This is a genomic window from Sporosarcina sp. E16_3, from assembly GCF_017347125.1.
GTDB lineage: Bacteria > Bacillota > Bacilli > Bacillales_A > Planococcaceae > Sporosarcina.
In genome coordinates this window covers 35,711-54,078 of the sequence record NZ_JADPRX010000015.1, presented here as the reverse complement: position 1 = coordinate 54,078, position 18,368 = coordinate 35,711, and the positions used below count along the sequence as shown (strand labels likewise).

General features: G+C 42.1%; 20 protein-coding genes. 5 read left to right on the top strand and 15 right to left on the bottom strand.

The genetic code is table 11. The features are described 5' to 3' along the window. Positions 1 to 40: 40 nt before the first annotated feature. From I2483_RS10605 to I2483_RS10570, 8 genes are read right to left on the bottom strand one after another with little or no spacing between them, the layout of a single operon-like run. Entirely contained in the window at positions 41 to 217 is a 177-nt protein-coding gene (locus I2483_RS10605; RefSeq protein ID WP_207175751.1) for a hypothetical protein, read from the bottom strand. Between the two features lie 55 nt (positions 218 to 272). Beyond that, the gene (locus tag I2483_RS10600) at positions 273 to 653 is read right to left on the bottom strand and encodes a Na+/H+ antiporter subunit G (RefSeq protein WP_207175749.1); all 381 of its coding nucleotides are present in this window, start codon (positions 651 to 653) and stop codon (positions 273 to 275) included. Continuing rightward, a complete protein-coding gene (locus tag I2483_RS10595) occupies positions 631 to 915 on the bottom strand; it encodes a Na(+)/H(+) antiporter subunit F1 (RefSeq protein WP_207175747.1) in 285 nt (94 codons plus the stop codon). Before I2483_RS10595 ends, I2483_RS10600 begins: the two co-directional genes overlap by 23 nt. Beyond that, positions 915 to 1,397 (bottom strand): Na+/H+ antiporter subunit E, encoded by a 483-nt coding sequence (locus I2483_RS10590; protein ID WP_186672273.1) that lies wholly within the window; start codon positions 1,395 to 1,397, stop codon positions 915 to 917. The genes I2483_RS10595 and I2483_RS10590 overlap by 1 nt, the downstream gene beginning before the upstream one ends. A 49-nt stretch (positions 1,398 to 1,446) precedes the next feature. After that, positions 1,447 to 2,931 carry a Na+/H+ antiporter subunit D gene (locus I2483_RS10585; RefSeq protein WP_207175746.1) on the bottom strand — a complete coding sequence of 495 codons (1,485 nt, stop codon included), beginning with the start codon at positions 2,929 to 2,931 and terminating at the stop codon, positions 1,447 to 1,449. Continuing rightward, positions 2,924 to 3,262 (bottom strand): Na(+)/H(+) antiporter subunit C, encoded by a 339-nt coding sequence (locus I2483_RS10580; RefSeq protein WP_207175744.1) that lies wholly within the window; start codon positions 3,260 to 3,262, stop codon positions 2,924 to 2,926. Before I2483_RS10580 ends, I2483_RS10585 begins: the two co-directional genes overlap by 8 nt. Positions 3,263 to 3,265: 3 nt before the next feature. After that, positions 3,266 to 3,688, bottom strand: a complete 423-nt coding sequence (locus tag I2483_RS10575) for a Na(+)/H(+) antiporter subunit B (RefSeq protein WP_186672279.1) — start codon at positions 3,686 to 3,688, stop codon at positions 3,266 to 3,268. After that, positions 3,678 to 6,089, bottom strand: a complete 2,412-nt coding sequence (locus I2483_RS10570; protein WP_207175742.1) for a Na+/H+ antiporter subunit A — start codon at positions 6,087 to 6,089, stop codon at positions 3,678 to 3,680. Before I2483_RS10570 ends, I2483_RS10575 begins: the two co-directional genes overlap by 11 nt. A 352-nt stretch (positions 6,090 to 6,441) precedes the next feature. Between I2483_RS10570 and I2483_RS10565 the strand changes: the two genes are divergently transcribed. Next, on the top strand, positions 6,442 to 7,113 hold the full coding sequence (locus I2483_RS10565; RefSeq protein ID WP_207175741.1) for an adenine nucleotide alpha hydrolase family protein: 672 nt from the start codon (positions 6,442 to 6,444) through the stop codon (positions 7,111 to 7,113). Positions 7,114 to 7,345: 232 nt separating this feature from the next. Here I2483_RS10565 and murB read toward each other — a convergent pair whose 3' ends face one another. Then, complete coding sequence (murB, locus tag I2483_RS10560) at positions 7,346 to 8,266, bottom strand: UDP-N-acetylmuramate dehydrogenase (protein ID WP_207175740.1); 921 nt, start codon at positions 8,264 to 8,266, stop codon at positions 7,346 to 7,348. 425 nt (positions 8,267 to 8,691) lie between these two features. Between murB and I2483_RS10555 the strand changes: the two genes are divergently transcribed. Next, positions 8,692 to 9,219 carry a YceI family protein gene (locus I2483_RS10555; RefSeq protein WP_207175739.1) on the top strand — a complete coding sequence of 176 codons (528 nt, stop codon included), beginning with the start codon at positions 8,692 to 8,694 and terminating at the stop codon, positions 9,217 to 9,219. 175 nt (positions 9,220 to 9,394) lie between these two features. On the opposite strand, the gene I2483_RS10550 is transcribed toward I2483_RS10555, so the two are convergent. Beyond that, a complete protein-coding gene (locus tag I2483_RS10550) occupies positions 9,395 to 10,030 on the bottom strand; it encodes a DsbA family protein (RefSeq protein WP_207175738.1) in 636 nt (211 codons plus the stop codon). 102 nt (positions 10,031 to 10,132) lie between these two features. On the opposite strand from I2483_RS10550, the gene I2483_RS10545 reads away from it, so the two are divergent. Then, entirely contained in the window at positions 10,133 to 11,509 is a 1,377-nt protein-coding gene (locus tag I2483_RS10545) for an FAD-dependent oxidoreductase (protein WP_207175736.1), read from the top strand. 100 nt (positions 11,510 to 11,609) lie between these two features. On the opposite strand, the gene I2483_RS10540 is transcribed toward I2483_RS10545, so the two are convergent. Next, the gene (locus I2483_RS10540; RefSeq protein WP_207175734.1) at positions 11,610 to 12,536 is read right to left on the bottom strand and encodes a manganese-dependent inorganic pyrophosphatase; all 927 of its coding nucleotides are present in this window, start codon (positions 12,534 to 12,536) and stop codon (positions 11,610 to 11,612) included. A gap of 40 nt (positions 12,537 to 12,576) precedes the next feature. After that, positions 12,577 to 13,020, bottom strand: coding sequence for an RrF2 family transcriptional regulator (locus I2483_RS10535; RefSeq protein WP_186672289.1), 444 nt, complete (start codon positions 13,018 to 13,020; stop codon positions 12,577 to 12,579). A gap of 162 nt (positions 13,021 to 13,182) precedes the next feature. On the opposite strand from I2483_RS10535, the gene hmpA reads away from it, so the two are divergent. Next, complete coding sequence (hmpA, locus tag I2483_RS10530; RefSeq protein ID WP_207175732.1) at positions 13,183 to 14,370, top strand: NO-inducible flavohemoprotein; 1,188 nt, start codon at positions 13,183 to 13,185, stop codon at positions 14,368 to 14,370. A 482-nt stretch (positions 14,371 to 14,852) separates the two neighbouring features. Here hmpA and I2483_RS10525 read toward each other — a convergent pair whose 3' ends face one another. The 3 genes from I2483_RS10525 to I2483_RS10515 all read right to left on the bottom strand — a co-directional run bounded on the left by I2483_RS10525 (position 14,853) and on the right by I2483_RS10515 (position 17,856). After that, positions 14,853 to 15,653 (bottom strand): alpha/beta fold hydrolase, encoded by an 801-nt coding sequence (locus tag I2483_RS10525; RefSeq protein WP_186672294.1) that lies wholly within the window; start codon positions 15,651 to 15,653, stop codon positions 14,853 to 14,855. A 190-nt stretch (positions 15,654 to 15,843) separates the two neighbouring features. Continuing rightward, on the bottom strand, positions 15,844 to 16,902 hold the full coding sequence (locus tag I2483_RS10520; RefSeq protein WP_207175730.1) for a YkvI family membrane protein: 1,059 nt from the start codon (positions 16,900 to 16,902) through the stop codon (positions 15,844 to 15,846). A 360-nt stretch (positions 16,903 to 17,262) separates the two neighbouring features. Further along, the gene (locus tag I2483_RS10515; RefSeq protein WP_186672307.1) at positions 17,263 to 17,856 is read right to left on the bottom strand and encodes a DNA-3-methyladenine glycosylase; all 594 of its coding nucleotides are present in this window, start codon (positions 17,854 to 17,856) and stop codon (positions 17,263 to 17,265) included. 94 nt (positions 17,857 to 17,950) lie between these two features. On the opposite strand from I2483_RS10515, the gene I2483_RS10510 reads away from it, so the two are divergent. Next, the gene (locus I2483_RS10510; RefSeq protein WP_207175728.1) at positions 17,951 to 18,241 is read left to right on the top strand and encodes a nucleotide pyrophosphohydrolase; all 291 of its coding nucleotides are present in this window, start codon (positions 17,951 to 17,953) and stop codon (positions 18,239 to 18,241) included. Positions 18,242 to 18,368: the final 127 nt, after the last annotated feature.

The window sequence follows — 18,368 nt, the reverse complement described above, 5'->3', positions numbered from 1 at the left end:
CTGTGTTTTCAAAGTTTCAACACGTAAAAAGCGGGGCGCATTAGCGCTTCGCTTTTAATTTCAACGCATATCCATCTTTAGCGTCCCCATCCAAAACAGTTTCATGGTAATTCCCTGTCACCAAGGCACCTGGTTCACCCGCGTAAGCGTCGCGCAACATTTTGTCGGTAGTTGCCCCTTTCGCCGGTAGAAGCTTATAGACGTCCTCTGGCACCACTGCAATAAGTATTCCAATTAGCTAATTGTTCCAACAAAAAAGGACGGACCAGCCACTACTGGCCGGTCCCATCCTCTTCTATTTTATCTTTATGCAAAACCTCATACAATTCATCCTCAGTAGAAATATCCGCTAGCTTCACATTCGACCGATAAGCCGCTCGGACAATCAAATGCCCGGCAACAGGTGCCGTTAGAAAGACGAAAACAATTCCCAAAAGAAGGCGTACACTTACGAAATGTTGACTGAACAAAAAGTAAATAAAAGCACCTGACAAAGTTAACAAGACGGCAAGCGTCGAACTTTTCGTCGCTGCATGCGATCTAGTGTAAACATCAGGCAGCCGAAGCAATCCAAAGACACTAATTACGCTCGCAACTCCGCCTGTCAATATCAGAAATGCGCCTACGAATTCACCTATCGTGCTTACGTTCAACGATAACACCCCTCTCAATGAATTTTGAGAAGGCGATTGTACCGATGAACGATAGAATCCCTAGTATCAGAATGACTTCTAAAAATGCTTTCGTGTTCATCACTACTGAAATGACGGCTATCATAGCGATCAAGTTTACACCTATCATATCGAGCCCGATAACACGGTCCGGCATCGAAGGACCGAGAATGATTCGTATGACAGCTATTGCAATCGTTAACGAGAATAATACGAGCGAAGTCGTCAGCATTGCTTGAATCATCAGCGGGTCACCTCCATGATTGCTCTTTCAAAGTTATGCAGTTGCATCAAAAGTCCATCACGGGACTTTTCGACATCCATCGCGTGGATATAAAGAACATTCCCTTCAGGCGACACTTCCATGACGACAGATCCAGGGGTCAATGTCAGTAGCAGCGATAGCATTGTCACTTCTGAATCGCTCTCCAAAACGGTTTCATATTTGAATATGCCTGGTTTAATTTTTAATTTCGGGCTAAGAATTTGTTTCAACACGACGATGCTCGATTTAGTCAGCTCTGATATGAAAATGAACAGCAACTTGATTGTCGCGTATAAACGGCGCAAGTAAAACTGTGTTCCGAAGAACCGGTGCATGAAAAATATGATTCCAGTCCCGACCAGGAAGCCGGCAAAGAAAGTCGTAAATCTCAACTCATCTTCATCCATCAAAAGCATCCAAAGAAAAGCTATAAATAAATTTAACAGTAACTGGGCTGGCATTAACCTTCACCTCTTCTTTCCGGCCAATGAACGAGGACCTTCTCTTCAATCAACTATCACTATTCAAAACTGCGTCTATATAGATTTTAGGATTCATCAGCGTATGGGCAGCATCGGTTACATATGGCGCAAGCCCCTCTGCTCCAACTCCCAGTGCAATTGTCAATATCCCAAACAGGACCATTGGAATAAGCATCCCTTTTTTAAGTGGCACATCGTCATCTTCATTGATAATCGTTTCACCCCAAAAGCAATTCAGGAAAATACGCAGAAGTGAATACAAAACGAAAATACTTGATAGGAACGCAATTGCGAGCAAGACAAACGCACCCGCCTCAATCGCTCCTTGTCCAACGTACACCTTCCCTATGAACCCACTAAGCGGTGGAATTCCGGCGAGCGACAGCATAGTGATGAAAAACAGCCAACCAAGCAATGGATAGTTGCGAATCAACCCACTCATATTTTGAATCCTTGCCGTTCCAGTCAAGTAGATCATCGTCCCCGCGATAAGGAATAACAAAGCTTTAATGATCATGTCATGGATCAGATAATAAATAGACCCTTGAATCGCAACTTCTGTTGAAACAGCAAGGCCAACGAGTATAAACCCGACGGCAATGACGACGTTATAGGACACAATCTTCCGGATATCATTGTAGGCGATTGCACCAATACTTCCACCAATCATCGTGATTGCCGCCATAACGCCAATCATTAAATGCGTAACAGCCGGCTCGTGATAAAAGATGAGCGTGAACACGCGGAACATTGCATAGATACCGACTTTAGTAAGCAACGCGCCGAACAAAGCCGCAACTACTGTCGGTGGTGCACTGTATGACCCTGGCAACCAGAAGTATAGAAGAAGTCCGGATTTCAAACTAAATACAATAAGGAATATTATGCTAATCACCGTCAATAGTGGCCCTTGCCCGACTTCAGCAATACGTACCGATAGATGCGCCATATTAAGCGTCCCTACCGTACCGTACAAGTACGCGATTCCAACAAGGAAAAACCACGATGACAGTACATTGATAGCTATGTATTTAATTGATTCGACGAGTTGAACCTTCCTGCCCCCAAGTGTAATGAGCACATAAGAAGATAACAACATCACTTCAAAACAAACGAATAAGTTGAATAAGTCACCCGTTAGAAACGAACCATTAACACCTGCAATAAGGAAAAAGACGAACGGATAAAAGAACATATTCTCATGCGCTCGGCCAATTGACGAGAACGCATAGATCAAGAGGATTCCTGTTACAAGCACTGTCGTCAATACAAGTAGCATAGAGAATGAATCCGCCACAAATGATATTCCGTAGGGTGGCAACCAGCCCCCAAAATCGAGCCGTAAAATACCGTCCGACTGAATCAGGTTCAAAATAGTAACACTGACCGCTACGGTTGCTGCGATTGAAACAAGACTGAACACCCGCTGAACCAGCACATAAGGCCGGAGAAATACAAGTAAAATCCCTGTCAATAAAGGAATAATCATTGGCATAACTAGTATATTATTCATCTTTGAACCCTCTCAATGCATCGAGATTGTCCGAACCCGTTTCTTTGTATGTTCGATATGCAAGCACCAGTAAAAAGGATGTCACTGCGAAACTGATCACTATTGCAGTCAATATAAGTGCCTGTGGAAGAGCATCCGTATAACTTTCTGCATTTTCGCCTAGCAGTGGAACTGCCCCTTTTTTCAGCCCACCCATCGTCATCAATAACAAATGAACAGCATGCGACAGGATAGCCGTCCCTAAAATAACCCGAACCAAGCTTTTAGATAGCAGCAAGTAGACAGCGACCGTTACAAGCACTCCAACGAGTATCGTTATTAACGTTTCCATCAGCTACACATCCTCACTAATACTTAAAATAATCGTTACAACAACACCGACAACAGTCAGTGCAACCCCTGCCTCAAACAGCATAACCGTTGATAATTCTGTTGCCCCAAACACGGGCAGGTTGAAATAACTGGCCGTCTGTGTAAGAAATGATGCTCCAAATAGGACTGATCCTAAACCTGTTCCGACTGCAAGTAATACGCCAAACGCCGCGACCTTCTTGAAATCGAACGGGATGCCCTTATGGACCGTTTCGATATCGAACACCAAATAGAGAAGAACGAAAGCGGAAGAAAGGACGAGACCGCCAATGAATCCACCTCCCGGATTATAGTGACCCGAAAGGAACAATTCCACGCCGAACGTCAAAATGATGAAGACAACAATCTTCGTTACTGTCTGTAAAATGACATCATTAATCTTCAACGTCCTCGTCCCCCTTTCCAGCCTTCAGCTTGATCAATGTAAACACTCCGATACCGGCGATGAAAAGTACAACTACTTCAAGCATCGTATCGAATGCACGGAAGTCACCCAAGATCGTATTGACGATATTCTTTCCTCCCGCCAACTCATAAGCATTTTCAAAGTAGACGGAAATCGACTCAAACATCTTATTACCTTGTACGACAAGTGCAAGTACTGTGACAACCGTTCCGACTGAAATCGCAATGATACCTTTGAAGACTTTTAATGATCGAGTCGATTTCTCCTTGCTCCATTCTGGTAAGAAATAAAAGCATAATAGGAATAACGCAGTCGTCACAGTTTCTACGATAATTTGCGTCAATGCCAAATCCGGTGCTCGGAACACAACAAAAAGAATAGCAATCGAATAACCGAGAACACCATTTAGCAGGATCGCCGTCATACGAGATTTCGCGAAGATGATAGCAATACTGGCGCCCATCATTACGAAAATGATGATGTACTCGCTAATCGTGATGGGAGCATCATTAGATAAGTCGATTGAAAAACCGCCAGTCCATAACAGACCGCCACCAACAGTTAGGATGAAAAACACAAATATATAGACAAGATAATCCCTGAGATATCCCGTCATATAAGTCCGCGTCAAGAAAGATGAAGTTTTTTCGGTCTGCGTTAACAAGCCGTTATACATGGAATCGAGATTCCAGCGCATCGGTGCAAGCGAGTAAATCCCGCGCCAATAACGGAGGTAGATGTATAACAATGCGCCCACCGCGATAACACCAATTGTCATCATGATAGGTGCATTAAAACCGTGCCAAGCCGCTATATGTGGAACAAGACCTTCCGCACCTTCAAACGGAGGATAAACAGCTGTCATTGCAGGGCCCAACAAATAAGTGCCGACCACATTCGGGAAGAAGAAAATACCTACGACGAACAGGGCAAGGATCGACGGAGCAATAAGCATTCCAACTGGAGCTTCAAATGCTTTTCGATCAAGACGGTCCGGTTGATGTTTCCCAAGAAATGTTTGAAAAACAATAATCATGCTATAGACGAATGTCAACACGCTTGCAACCCAAGCAACGACAGGCAATAAGCTTCCCATCAGCGGCCCCATTGCGAAAATGTCGAGATTACGTACATTCAGTACGGATTCGAAAAACATTTCCTTACTAAGAAAACCATTAAACGGCGGTAATCCAGCCATCGAAAAACTGCCGATAACAGCGATTGTAAACGTCACAGGCATCAGTGTCATCAGTCCGCCTAGCCTTCGAATATCCCGCGTTCCGACTTGATGATCGACAATCCCAACAACCATAAAGAGAGCACCTTTGAAAGTAGAATGGTTAATAAGATGGAACAAAGCGGCGAATGTCGCCTGTGTATAAATAACCGAGTCCGCGCTGTAGCCCTCGTTAAGCGCCGCTGAACCTAGGCCGAAGAGGCTCATAATTAGACCAAGTTGGCTGATTGTCGAGTACGCGAGCAACGCCTTCAGATCTGTTTGCCGAACTGCATTGACGGATCCCCAGAACAACGTAAATATCCCCACGCCAGTGACTGTATAAAACCACACCGCCTCGCCGCCAAATACAGGTGTGAAGCGTGCGACAAGGTAAATCCCCGCCTTAACCATTGTAGCGGAATGTAAATAAGCACTGACCGGGGTCGGCGCTTCCATGGCATCCGGCAGCCAGATATGAAACGGAAACTGGGCTGACTTCGTAAATGCTCCAAGCAAAACGAGTAGCATCGCCGGCAAAAACAAACTTTCATTTGTATATTGACCAATCGTCGCGATAATTTCGCGCACACTGTATGAGCCTGTCATTGTATATAGCATGATGAAACCAGCAAGCATCCCGACGCCGCCAGAGACAGTGATGAGCATTGATTTTTGCGCACCGTATCTGGACTTTTTCCGGTGGTACCAAAATGCGATTAACAGAAACGATGAAATACTCGTCAATTCCCAAAAAACATATAGCACCATTATGTTGTCTGACAAGATAACACCAAGCATCGAGCCCATGAACATCAAAAGATAAACATAAAAACGCCCTAATGCTTCGCGTTCAGACAAATAGTATATGGAATAGAGAATTACGAGGCTCCCGACTCCGGTAATTAGAAGTCCAAAAATCATACTGAGACCATCTAGATAAGTCGTAAAATTGATCCCAGCAGAATCAATCCATTTAATCGTATGTATATATGTTTTACCTCCTGCAACGGCGGGAATGAAACTGGCAAGATAGATGAATAGGGCGAGTGGAACGGACATGACAAACCACCCGATACTGCGACTCCGAACCCTTTTATAAATGAACGGGACAAGTAGAGCAGCCAAAAACGGGATAAAAATAGCTATCGTTATCGCCAACAAATGCAAACCTCCAATACTAATCAATTAAAGTAGTCGTATTAAACCGCCTAAAAATATACAAACATACACAATCCATATTATGTTAGGTTTGTAAAACTTCATTATTATATAGGGCAAACTTGACCTTCATCGTGACTGACGGGATAATAGGGAGCTGTAGATAAAAGAAGTAGGGGAAACTCAATGAGTTTATACAGTAAATTATACACTATTACCATACTCTTAACACTTTGAAGCATTCGCACCTTGTCATATGTTGCGTTTTCATATATAATTGCTTGGTTTTCAAACAGTATTAAACTTCTATCATGAATTCGACTAAACAAAATATAGTTAAGAGGTGACTACCGTCATGGGCAAAGTAAAAGGTCGTATGGACGAGAGTATTCTCGTTTGTGTCTACTACGGTCCAAATGGTGAACGTCTCATTAGACGCGGACATAAAATTGCAACAATCATGGATTGTCCAATGTATATTTTAACAGTAGATCCGCTTCCTTATGATGAATTCGACGCAGAAAAATCCGAATATGTTGATCGCTGGAAAGAACTCGCTGAAGAGCTTGAAGTAGAAGATTTCATAATCCGAGATAATGAAAAACGGTCTTCCGCCAAAGTTATTAAGGAAGTAGCTCATACACATAACATTACCCAAATCGTTCTTGGGCAAACTGCTCAAAGTAGATGGGAAGAGATTACGAAAGGCTCGTTCATGAACGTATTGTTACGAGAAATCACTTTCGTTGACTTCCATGTCGTTTCTGTCGATCGTGCTATCAGAGACGAGATTGACGGCTTGTTCGAAAAAGGCGTACGTGCATACTTAGTCGAAGACAATAACGGTTTCCACGTCAACTTCACGCTGTCAAAAGAAGTTCGTTTTGAAGGTATTTTCTTCAAAGAAGTTGGGACTGACTTTAACAACGGAATCTTCAAATTCATGAACAACAACAAAATGTGCCAAGTTCATATTACAGATGACCAGGTGACCGACCCTTCCCTGCTTACTTGTAAAACTACTTAATTGTAAATAAAAAACAAAAGCGCAAGCACCTGTTCAGCCCCGATAAGCGCTGGAAGGCTTGAAGATAAAGGCGCTCTTTGCCTTTATCAGCAATACTGAAGCGACTCGAGGGGCTAGGCGCTGGAGCCTGGACGTAAAATCACTTCGTTATAACTTATCCACAGTTAGAGATTTTACAATTTCCTAGTTAGCAAAAAGCGGATGGCCCATTAAATGGGCCATCCGCTTTTTGTTAATCTGTTATTTCTTCGCCTACTATTTTCACTTCAAGTTCTAAGTCGACATCAAATCTTTTTTTCACTTCAGCTTTCACCATGTTAATTGTCTCGATGTAATCCGATGCTGTTGCATTGTTTTTATTGATGATGAAACCGGCATGCTTCAATGATACTTCTGCACCGCCATGCCCTTTTCCTTGAAGGCCACAATCTTGAATAAGTTTGCCTGCAAAATAACCCGGCGGTCGTTTGAATACACTTCCTGCTGAAGGATACTCAAGCGGTTGCTTTGATTCGCGCTGGAAGGTTAAGTCCGCCACTTTTTCATTAATGACATCTTGATCGCCTGGCACAAGTTGAAAATCTGCTGAAAGAACATAGTAGCCCTCTTGCGATATAATACTCTTCCTGTAACCAAGCTCTAGTTCTTCTTTCGAAAGAACTAACCGTTCGCCTGCTTTCGTCAATACTGTTGCCTGCACAATTATATCTTGTATCTCTCCGCCATACGCACCGGCATTCATTGCCATTGCGCCCCCGATGGAGCCCGGAATTCCACAGGCAAATTCGATACCTGACAGTGTAGTCGCTACCGCACGTTTTGAAACATCAATGATTAGTGCCCCCGCCTCGGCATGCACAAGTGATCCTTCGATCCTAATCGCATTGAGTCGTGACAAATGAAGGACAATCCCCCTCACACCGCCATCTCTGACGACCATATTCGATCCATTGCCAAGTAATAGTAGCGGAATTTCATTTTCATATGCATAACGAACCGTCGCTTCTGTTTCATCTATAGTTCCAGGAATAACAAGAAGGTCTGCAGTTCCTCCGAGTTTTGTCATCGTATATTTACAAAGTGGTTCGTCTATTAATAATGTACCTTGTGTTATTTTTTTCTGAAGTTCTTCAAACCATTGATGTTTCGACATCAACATTCAATCCTTTCACAATCAATTACATCTCGGCGTAATTGCGTCCCAATTTTGAATTTCGCTTATGCCTGCAGGACGCAGGTATGCAACCTTTCAAAATTTGTGACATCCGCCGGAGGCTTAACAAGGAGGAATTGAACTTCATTCCTTCCCAATCAGCAGTGAGTTTGCACCCCAACTGATTTAAACGTATTTTTGCATACATCCCACCACTTATAGTAGTGAGGGACTTCTGCTAAATCAAGATAAAGCTTTTCATCTTAATAGTATGCTTGCAAACTTTTATTTTGACAAGGTATTCTTATTAGAACGAAGGTCTTACTATTGCCTTTATTCAAATAAAGTATAATTAAATACCTTGACTTCGAGATACTTATCAAATATAGTAAGAACATAACTTATTTAGAGAGGATGTTTTTTCATTGACAAAATGGACAGTAGACGCATCACATACAGGCGTTGGTTTTTCAGTTAAGCATATGATGATTTCTAAAGTAAGAGGACGTTTTACAGGTGTAGAAGGTACAATCGAAGGGAATCCTGAAGATTTGACGGGCGCTAACATCAACTTCACAATCGATGCTTCAACAATTCATACAAACAGCGAAGATCGTGACAACCACCTTCGTTCTGCTGATTTCTTCGATACGGAAACATTCCCGACAATCACATTTGTTTCAACGGATATTGCTAAAAAAGGCGGCACTACATATGACGTTACTGGCGATATGACAGTGAAAGACGTAACTAAAAAAATCACATTCAATGCTGAGTATGAAGGTACAGGTAAAAACCCTTGGGGCGTAGACGTAGCTGGTTTCGAAGTCGAAGGGAAAATTTCAAGAAAAGAATTTGGTCTTACATGGAACCAAGCGCTTGAAGCAGGCGGCGTTCTTGTAGGCGACGATATTAAAATTACAATCGACTTACAAGCAAACCCAGCTCAATAAAGAAAAGCGATAGGCTCCGTTTACAAATGAACGCGGCCTACATCCTGCTGGCCCCCGATAGCCAATTCACTTATGATCAAGGGGTTGGTGACTGTAGTATAGACAGTAATAAGTGAATAACAAAATCGGCTACGCGATCATTATGATCACGTGGCCGATTTTTTATTTCTTTTGATTAAGCTTCTTCCGCAGCTTGTCGGAGTGCATTTGCAAATGCTTCCGCCGGCTGTGCTCCTGAAATCGCATATTTGCGATTAATAACAAAAAACGGAACACCTTTCACACCGATTTGCTGGGCTTCTGCGATATCCATTCTTACATCATCTGCAAACTCATCAGAATCGAGAACTGCTTTCGCACGGTCACGAGAAATCCCTGCTTCTTCGGCAATGCGAAGCAACACGTCTTCTGTACCAATCTTTTCACCGTCAATGAAATAAGCTTTCAGTAAACTTTCCGATACAGTCTTATCGAAACCTTCCTGTTCAGCAAGTTTTGCTAGACGATGTGCATTAAATGTATTTGCTGGTGTCATAACGTCAAAATTATAGTTCAGTCCAACAGTTTTTGCCTGGTCCACTACGTTATCAGTCATCTTTTTCGCTTCTTCCACACTCATGCCATATTTCTTCGCAAGACTATCTTTTATCAGCGTATCGGACACTGCTGGCGAATTCGGATCAAGCTCAAATGCTTTAAAAACCACTTCGGCCTTTTCTCCGAGGCCAGTCTGCTCTAACGCCTCTTCTAATCTACGCTTTCCAATATAACAAAACGGACAAACATAATCTGACCATATTTCAATTTTCACTATTTCCAACCACCTTCCGTATCTTTATTTTAAATTTAATCAAAGAAGGGAACAATGAATATGCTTACTACTATTTCAAGCAGACTTGACGGAGGTTATTTTATGTCCAATTCATTATGGCTTAGTACTGCATATCCACGTGAATCGTTTCCTCAACTTGATGGCGATATCCGATGCGACGTTTGCATCATCGGGGGAGGCCTTAGCGGAATTGCCAATGCCTATTTTTTAGCAAAGGAAGGGAAAGACGTTATCCTTCTTGAGAAAGATACTATTCTAGCGGGTGCGACGGGCAACTCAACTGGGAAACTGACTGCCCAACATGATTTTGTATACGCAAAATTACTGAAACAGTTTGGACGAGACAATGCAAAAATGTATTTTGATGTGAATGAAGAAGCTGTTCAGTTTGGGAAATCTATTGCAATAAAAGATGAATTAAGATCAGCAGATTCCATTCTTTATTCCCAATCTAAACTTGGTACTGATTTACTCCGTTATGAAATGAACGCATACAAGGAACTTGGCATCCCCGGTGAACTTGGACTGAATTCTGAATTACCGATTCAGATTGATGCAACGCTTACTTTGAATAACGAAAGTCAGATTCATCCTGTGCGATTCGGACAACATCTTGCGCAGCTTGCAGTTGAAGCCGGCGCACGGATTTACGAACAATCGGATGTAATCTTAATGGACTTGAAAAAGCGTCTCCTTTCCATGAAATCTGGACACGAAGTCCAATTCACTGAACTAGTACTATGTACACATTATCCAATTGAAGCACTACGCGGGCTCCAAATCGCAAAGTTGTCCGTCAATCGATCCTATATCGTCGCAGCAGACGGTGATATGCCACTCCGTGGACAATATATTGCAGTCGATGAACCAAATCGGTCAATGCGGACAGCACAAATTGATGGAAAAACATTTTTTCTGCTGTCCGGTGAAAATCATCGGGCAGGGACAGAAAGCGATACGCAGATACATTACAACCGACTCTACACCGATTTGCAAGAGATCTATAACCTTTCTACTTTGACACATGGCTGGTCCGCACAAGACCCGCAGACACCCGATTTGATTCCCTACGCGGGGGTTATTTCCTCTAGCATGCCATACGTCTATTTGAGTACGGGCTATCGAAAATGGGGATTATCGAACTCAATGGCGGGCGCACGGATTATCAGTGATTTAATTGTTAGAAAAGAAAACCGCGCTTCCCGACTTTATGCTCCTGATCGAACCGGATTTGGTTCATTTTTATTGCAAGCTATCAAAAGTACTGGACTTTTTTTAAAAGATTTCACTGACGGTCATCTTACTCGCACGGACTCCCCCATCTGTACGCATATGGGCTGCCGAACAAGGTGGAATGCCGGCGATGAAACTTGGGATTGCCCATGTCACGGCTCACGCTTTCGGAAAGATGGATCTGTCCTCGAAGGACCTGCGACGAAGCCGCTTAATTTGAAATAGTGTATGAAGAACCGAGACACCGTTCAATCCCGTCCGTAATAAAAACAAAAATAGGTCGCAATCCACCTCACTGGCGGACTGCAACCTTTTTCAATTCACTTCATTTCAATGCTTCAGTCAACACGGGGACTATTTGCATCTTGCGGGAAACGACACCTTTCAATGTTGCCGTGTTGTTCACAAGCGTAACATTGAATGCCGCGCTAGCACGTTCTGCTTCTTTACCAAGTGCCAAAACGATTGAGTCGTTGTTCAAAATATCCGTTACAACGAATAAGAACAGATCGAGTCCTTTTTCAGCAATGACACGGTATAAAAGATCTTCCAAATCTGCTTGACGATTCATAACATCATTGATATCAATTGCATTCACTTGTGCAATTTCAATCTTCACTTCATTGATGCCAAATTCTTTCGCATCAAGTTTCACAAGGTCTTCGAGCGTTTTACCACTCAAATCAGCACCAGCCTTCAACATAGCCAGTCCATATTTTTGTGCATCCACGCCTGTGATAGCAATCAATTCTTCAACTGCAGCACGGTCTTGGTCTGTATACGTTGGTGACTTGAACAATAGTGAATCCGAAATAAGTGCAGATAGCATTAGGCCAGCAATACTTTTCGGAATCTCAACACCGTTTTCCTTATATAGTTTGTTTAAAATCGTTGCCGTACACCCTACAGGCTCTGCACGATAATAAAGTGGATCGTTTGTTGCAAAGTTAGCAATTCTATGATGATCAACAACTTCGATTACTTGAACATCATCAATGTCATCCACGCTTTGCTGTTTTTCATTATGATCGACAAGAATGACTTTCGCTACTTCCGGCGCGGCTTTCTCGATTAGACGTGGTGCTTCGATACCAAAATAATCAAGCGCATAAGCCGTTTCATTCGTTATATCGCCTAGTCTTACTGCTTCAGCATTCATTCCTAATTGCTGCTTTAAATATGCGTAACTGATTGCCGATGAAATTGAATCGGTATCAGGATTTTTATGTCCTAAAACAAAAACTTTTTCCATGAAAAATAGCCCCCTGCTTTTTATATTCTTTTTCATTTTATCATAATGGCCGGTCAAACAAAATCGCTTTGAGCTCATCTTTATTAACGATAAAATCCGCCACTGTATAGTTATCCAAAACTGCTAAATAAGCATTCAACGCTTCGTGCAATGCACCTTTTAATCTGCAAACCGGGGAAAGTATACAACTATTCGATTCAGAATTAAAGCATTCAACAAGATGAAAATCATCTTCCGTCCTACGAACAAGTTCTCCGACATTGATGTTTTCAGGCTCTACTTTCATCCTGATACCACCGCCACGACCGCGTATCGTTTCGATTAAGCCCATCTTCCCAAGCTCGTGCACTACTTTCGTCAGATGGTTTTTCGAGATGCTATACGTATCTGAAATCTCCTGAACCGTCGATATTTCTCCAGTCTCTTTCGCTCCGAGATATATTAAAACACGCAAGGAAAAATCTGTATACATCGTAAGACGCATAATTTCACCGCTCTTTCAGATACTATTATAACGTTTGTGTCCATATCGTGAAAGAAATGTGACTAACTATCTAACACTTCTTAAAGATGTATTTTAAATATATCTTTAGGCATCGCTATGGTATATTCTTGTATTAACAACTATGAAAGGTCGTGCTACAACATGCTATCACAAGAAACCATTGCCATTATCAAATCAACAGTACCTGTATTGGAGCAACACGGCAAGACAATTACAACTGTGTTTTATAAAAATATGTTCAAAGCTCATCCTGAACTTCTGAACATCTTCAACCACGCCAATCAATCACAAGGGCGCCAGCAAAACGCACTAGCAGGTTTGGTTTACGCAGCAGCTGCAAACATTGATAACCTTGGAGCTGTTTTACCGGCTGTCGTTCAAGTTGCGCACAAACATAAATCACTCAACATTACACCAGAACAATATCCAATCGTCGGCTACCATCTATTAGGCGCTATTAAAGAAGTATTAGGCGATGCAGCAACTCCTGAAATTATTGGTGCATGGGGAGAAGCCTATGAAGTAATCGCAGGCGTCTTCATCGGTATCGAAAAAGAGATGTACGAAAAAGCCGAACAAATGGACGGCGGTTGGAAAACATTCAAAGACTTCGTTATTGCAGAAAAAGTAATCGAAAGTGATGTCATTACATCATTCTATTTAAAACCTGTTGATGGTCAAAAACTACCTTCTTATAAACCAGGACAATATATTACGTTACGTGTCACAATTCCCGGCGAAGACTATACCTTGAATCGCCAATACAGTTTGTCACAAGCGCCTACAGATGATTTATACCGAATTTCTGTTAAACGCGAAGATGAAGTCACGCCGAACGGGAAAATGTCCGTTAACCTTCATCGAGAAATGAATGTCGGCGACACGGTAGAAGTAAGTGTTCCTGCTGGTGTATTCCATCTTGATGTGGAAAGCAAAAATCCAGTGACACTTATCAGCGGTGGTGTTGGTATCACACCAATGATGAGCATGTTTGAGTCAATTGCCAAAAACACACCAGAACGGCCGGCCGCATTCTTGCATTCCGCACGTACACGTAAGCATCAAGCATTCGATGCAAAATTACGCTTGTTGAATGAATCCATGCCCGCTTCAACTTATGCTGTGCTGTATTCAGAAGAAGGGGATGGCTTCATCAACCGAGATTTCCTTGCTGCTAACGTCATTGAAGGCAGCGACATCTATGTTTGTGGACCAACGCCTTTCATGCAGGCCGTCATTAAAGATCTATATGCAATGGGTATTTCAGAAGAAAAAATAAAATTCGAATTCTTCGGTCCTGCAGAAGAGCTAGAACTTGTAAATGCATAATTTGTCACACCTGACTGAATTTAAGAAATGTAACCAGTGAATAACTTGATTAACCACTGGGCGCTACTTGTATAGTTGCGCTTTTGGATTGCTATAGATTGAATGACTTCTATACGATTACCGAGATGTCTGGATATGCAGGATGCGACTTCGTCGCATCCTGCATATTTTTTCGGTAATCGTATGGTGGTCCTTCATCCGTCGCGCTCCAAATGCATTAGTACACAGCGTGCTGATGCTTTTGGGGACGAAAGAATAGCATGCTTTTTACCTGGAGAAAAGCCGCCAAAGATGCAATTTTGGCGGCTGATACTTTCTTTATGGTTTTTCCTTTTTTATTTTAAAGATGTGTCGCTTTTATAAGGCATCACATGATTAGATGTATACTCTTTGCTAAAATAAGCAAGCCCTTCTCACCAGTATTTTATGCAAGTAAATAGTTAATCAACAGAAGTGCTAATTATCAATCTGCAAAAAAGCCGTCATCCCAGTTGGATGGCGGCTTTTCTTTGTTCGATTTTAGCTATATAATCAATGGCTAACTTGTTGAACATTTCTGGTTGGTCGATATTGCAGACATGTCCTGACTTTTCTATTTTTATGAATTCAAATCCTTTATTTTTACGGACAACTTCCTCAATCGGGGGGATGAAAAGATAATCTTCCTCACCCATCAAGAATAATGTTGGTATGTCCGTTGTCGAAGCTTGTAAGCGAGTCAAGTATGGATTGATTAGCTTAGTAAGAGAAAACCATCTAATGAATTCCTTCTGATATACCTTTTTAGCTTCGTTGACGAAAGCCATCCGCGATTCTTCATGCTGTTTACGCGGCATAATAATATAAGCGAATAATTTATAAAGGAGCATATAAGGGACAAAACGCTTTACTGCACGCCCTCCCAATAATAATAACTTTGTTCGAATATCAAAACGGATAATCGCCCCACCAAGAATAAGTGAGTTTACACGTTGTGGGAAATTATCTGCCATTGTTTGAGCGACGATCGTACCAAGTGACATGCCGATAACATGCGTGTCTTTTATGCCGACTTCGTCCAGCACTTCAATTACTTCCCTTGAGATATCCGTAAATGTATCCCCTTTTTTCCACATTCCACCGGCAGATTGTCCATGTCCTCGAAGGTCAATTAGGAGAACGTTATGCTGTTTCCTAAATTCCCGGATTTGCTTGAACCAGACGGAAGAACTACCGCCTGCGCCATGTATGAATGTCACCCAAGGTGTTGTCGGGCTAATTTCGTAAGTTCGATAGTGAAGCAAGCTGTTCACCCTTCCAAGTTAACTATGTCCATTAAACCATTTTTTATAGAATCAATTCAACCCAAATGCGTGTATATACGCCCTATTCCCTGAAGAATCGACTTCTTTTCGACACAAACTTTGCTAAAAAAAAGGGGCGGTCATCGAAGCTACACTTCGTGGCCGTCCCTATACTTGTTTTGAAATAGTCTTATCTGCTAGCCTTCGCAGGTAATTTGAATGATATGTAGATAAGCGCCGCGACAAGGAACAAACCTAGGTAACCAATGTACGGATAGAAATGGGCAACAAGATTTTTAAAGCCGAAAAAGCTCAAGCCAAATCCAATTATTAGTGTGATAAACACAAAACCTTTAAACCCTTTTGTACCTGCCGGGATGAAACGTGCGCCGAAAGCATAGTACATACTGACAGCCGTATTGAAAATCATACCGTACAAAATGAACGCCATGAAAGTAGCAAGTATAGGCGAAATATCGTTCATAATTGCTAACATCGGTAAATCAGCATCAGCAACAGTATCGATCCGTGAGAAGATTGCCAAGTGACTTAGCAAGATAAGTAGACCAAGACCAAGTCCGCCGACAAAACCGCCCCACGCTGCTGTTTTTTCATTTTTCTCCGCTCCACCCATGACAAGTGCCATGGAAGCACCTACTGCGATATTGAACGACACATAGTTTATTGCCGAGATGAACCAGTTCGGTAGCGTCGTCGGTACTAAAGTTGCGACTGAATCGAGCGCTGTAAATGTTGCATCCCCCATTGTCGCTATACAGTACACCGAGACACCAATGACTGAAATGATTAGAAATGGTGTAATACTGCCGATAACACCAACCACTTTATCGACATTAAGTAATATAGTTAAGAAAACCAGAACTACCATTAGTAAACTACCAACGAATGGCGGTAAACCAAACTGTTGGTTCAAATTGGAACCTGCCCCCGCTATCATAACGGCCCCAACGCCAAATAGTGTTAAAATAATTATGCAATCCACAACTATACCTAAATAACGACCACTTATTTTGTAAATAACTTCTTTATGTGATGTGGCCCGCATACGACTCCCAAGTCGAGTAAGCGTCATTCCCAGATAGGCAAACAGTGCTGTAGACACAATTGCCCCTACAATACCTAAAAGTCCGAAACTTGTAAAATATTGTAGAATTTCCTGGCCTGAAGCGAATCCTGCACCAACAATAATTCCGATGAAAGCGCTTCCCATTTTAAGTATGTTTTTCATGATGTCCCCCCAATATTTCACCACACTAAGAATTTTAACTCAACGAAATAGTCAGAAATATAACCTCGTGCGTTGTGGTACTGTTCTAACTTATCACTCTTGTGGAACCTTTTCAATAAAAAAAAGACCAGTTACCTGGACTCTTTTTTAAAAAACTATTTTCGCAACACAATTTGATAGTCAAAAGTCTTCAATTATTATCTATTAAACATTAGTTTATCAACAGTCCTTCGACATATCACAAACTATTTTTTGTACGAAATAACTTCTTCGTCCGCATATTTTGAACCCACCCATTTCAAGTCGATTTTTATCAAATTATCGCCTTTAGCATAGATTCACTTGTAGCAATAGCCGCACTTAAGGCCGATACTTTGAGACGTACGGATTATCTTTTTCATAAAAGCGCCAAGGATAATGAACGGCTTCCCCAGAATTCCCAATCCCCACCCGAGGACCCGCCATAATTTCTTCCGGTACAGCACCTTCTGCAATAAACAATGGCCCATCTGTCCAATGATGACCGTAATACTGCATTGTCACGCCAAGGGCTTTCGCTAATTTACCTGGCCCATTCGTCCAATCTTTCATTTTCAAATGAGGTCCCCTATTTGCCTGCATCAGTTCAAATCCTTCTACTGGTTCTCCAGCACGGATAAGTATTGCATGTGGTGTCCCTTCTGGTCCACCTACAACATTCATTAGGGTATGTGTGTGCATTTGATACGTATAGACGAGTCCAGCAGTTCCAAACATTACTTCTGTCCTCTTCGTTCGCCGATTGTCAAAACTATGTGCCGCCTGATCCTCAGGTCCGTGATACGCTTCCGTTTCCACAATACGAACCACAATAGTTCCTTCCGGTTGCTCGTGAACAATATATTGCCCCAGTAAATTTTTGGCCAGTTCAAGTACAGGTGCTTCAAAAAATGATTTATCTATAGGTGTATACATAGCAATCGCCCTCCACTTCAATCCTACTATGCCCTATAATTCCAATTCTAAATACCGTATACTCAAGAAAAACAGTCGATGGGATGAGATAAATATGGAAAAACTACAAACCGAAATACGTGAATTCACAAAAGCGCGCAATTGGGGTGAAAATCATGATGCTCGAAATCTTGCCATTTCAATTTCATTAGAAGCAAGCGAGCTGCTGGAACACTTCCAATGGAAATCTGGTGAGGAAGCAATCGCTCATAATAAGCAGGAAATCATGGATGAAGCGGCGGATGTGTTTATTTATCTATTGCAATTCGCTGATCTTCTCGGCATTGACTTAGAAGAAGCTGCGCGTGCGAAGATGAAGAAAAATGCCGAGAAATATCCTGTATGAATTAAGCAAACCGTTCCCAATCTTGCGGGAACGGTTTTTTGTTAAAAGGGTAAAGTATAAGGTTTTCAACCTGGAGCAGTGTCTAAGCTCCAGCGCTTTTCTCATTGTCCAGCTTCAGCGCCTAGCC

Bases quoted from the DNA above. Each gene is read 5' to 3' on its own strand.
- I2483_RS10520 (WP_207175730.1), bottom strand. From the start codon at position 16,902: ATGAAAAACATACTTAAAATGGGAAGCGCTTTCATCGGAATTATTGTT.
- I2483_RS10545 (WP_207175736.1), top strand. From the start codon at position 10,133: ATGTCCAATTCATTATGGCTTAGTACTGCATATCCACGTGAATCGTTT.
- hmpA (WP_207175732.1), top strand. From the start codon at position 13,183: ATGCTATCACAAGAAACCATTGCCATTATCAAATCAACAGTACCTGTA.
- I2483_RS10580 (WP_207175744.1), bottom strand. From the start codon at position 3,262: ATGGAAACGTTAATAACGATACTCGTTGGAGTGCTTGTAACGGTCGCT.
- I2483_RS10590 (WP_186672273.1), bottom strand. From the start codon at position 1,397: ATGCCAGCCCAGTTACTGTTAAATTTATTTATAGCTTTTCTTTGGATG.
- murB (WP_207175740.1), bottom strand. From the start codon at position 8,266: ATGTCGAAACATCAATGGTTTGAAGAACTTCAGAAAAAAATAACACAA.
- I2483_RS10510 (WP_207175728.1), top strand. From the start codon at position 17,951: ATGGAAAAACTACAAACCGAAATACGTGAATTCACAAAAGCGCGCAAT.
- I2483_RS10515 (WP_186672307.1), bottom strand. From the start codon at position 17,856: ATGTATACACCTATAGATAAATCATTTTTTGAAGCACCTGTACTTGAA.
- I2483_RS10585 (WP_207175746.1), bottom strand. From the start codon at position 2,931: ATGAATAATATACTAGTTATGCCAATGATTATTCCTTTATTGACAGGG.
- I2483_RS10565 (WP_207175741.1), top strand. From the start codon at position 6,442: ATGGGCAAAGTAAAAGGTCGTATGGACGAGAGTATTCTCGTTTGTGTC.
- I2483_RS10595 (WP_207175747.1), bottom strand. From the start codon at position 915: ATGATTCAAGCAATGCTGACGACTTCGCTCGTATTATTCTCGTTAACG.
- I2483_RS10540 (WP_207175734.1), bottom strand. From the start codon at position 12,536: ATGGAAAAAGTTTTTGTTTTAGGACATAAAAATCCTGATACCGATTCA.
- I2483_RS10535 (WP_186672289.1), bottom strand. From the start codon at position 13,020: ATGCGTCTTACGATGTATACAGATTTTTCCTTGCGTGTTTTAATATAT.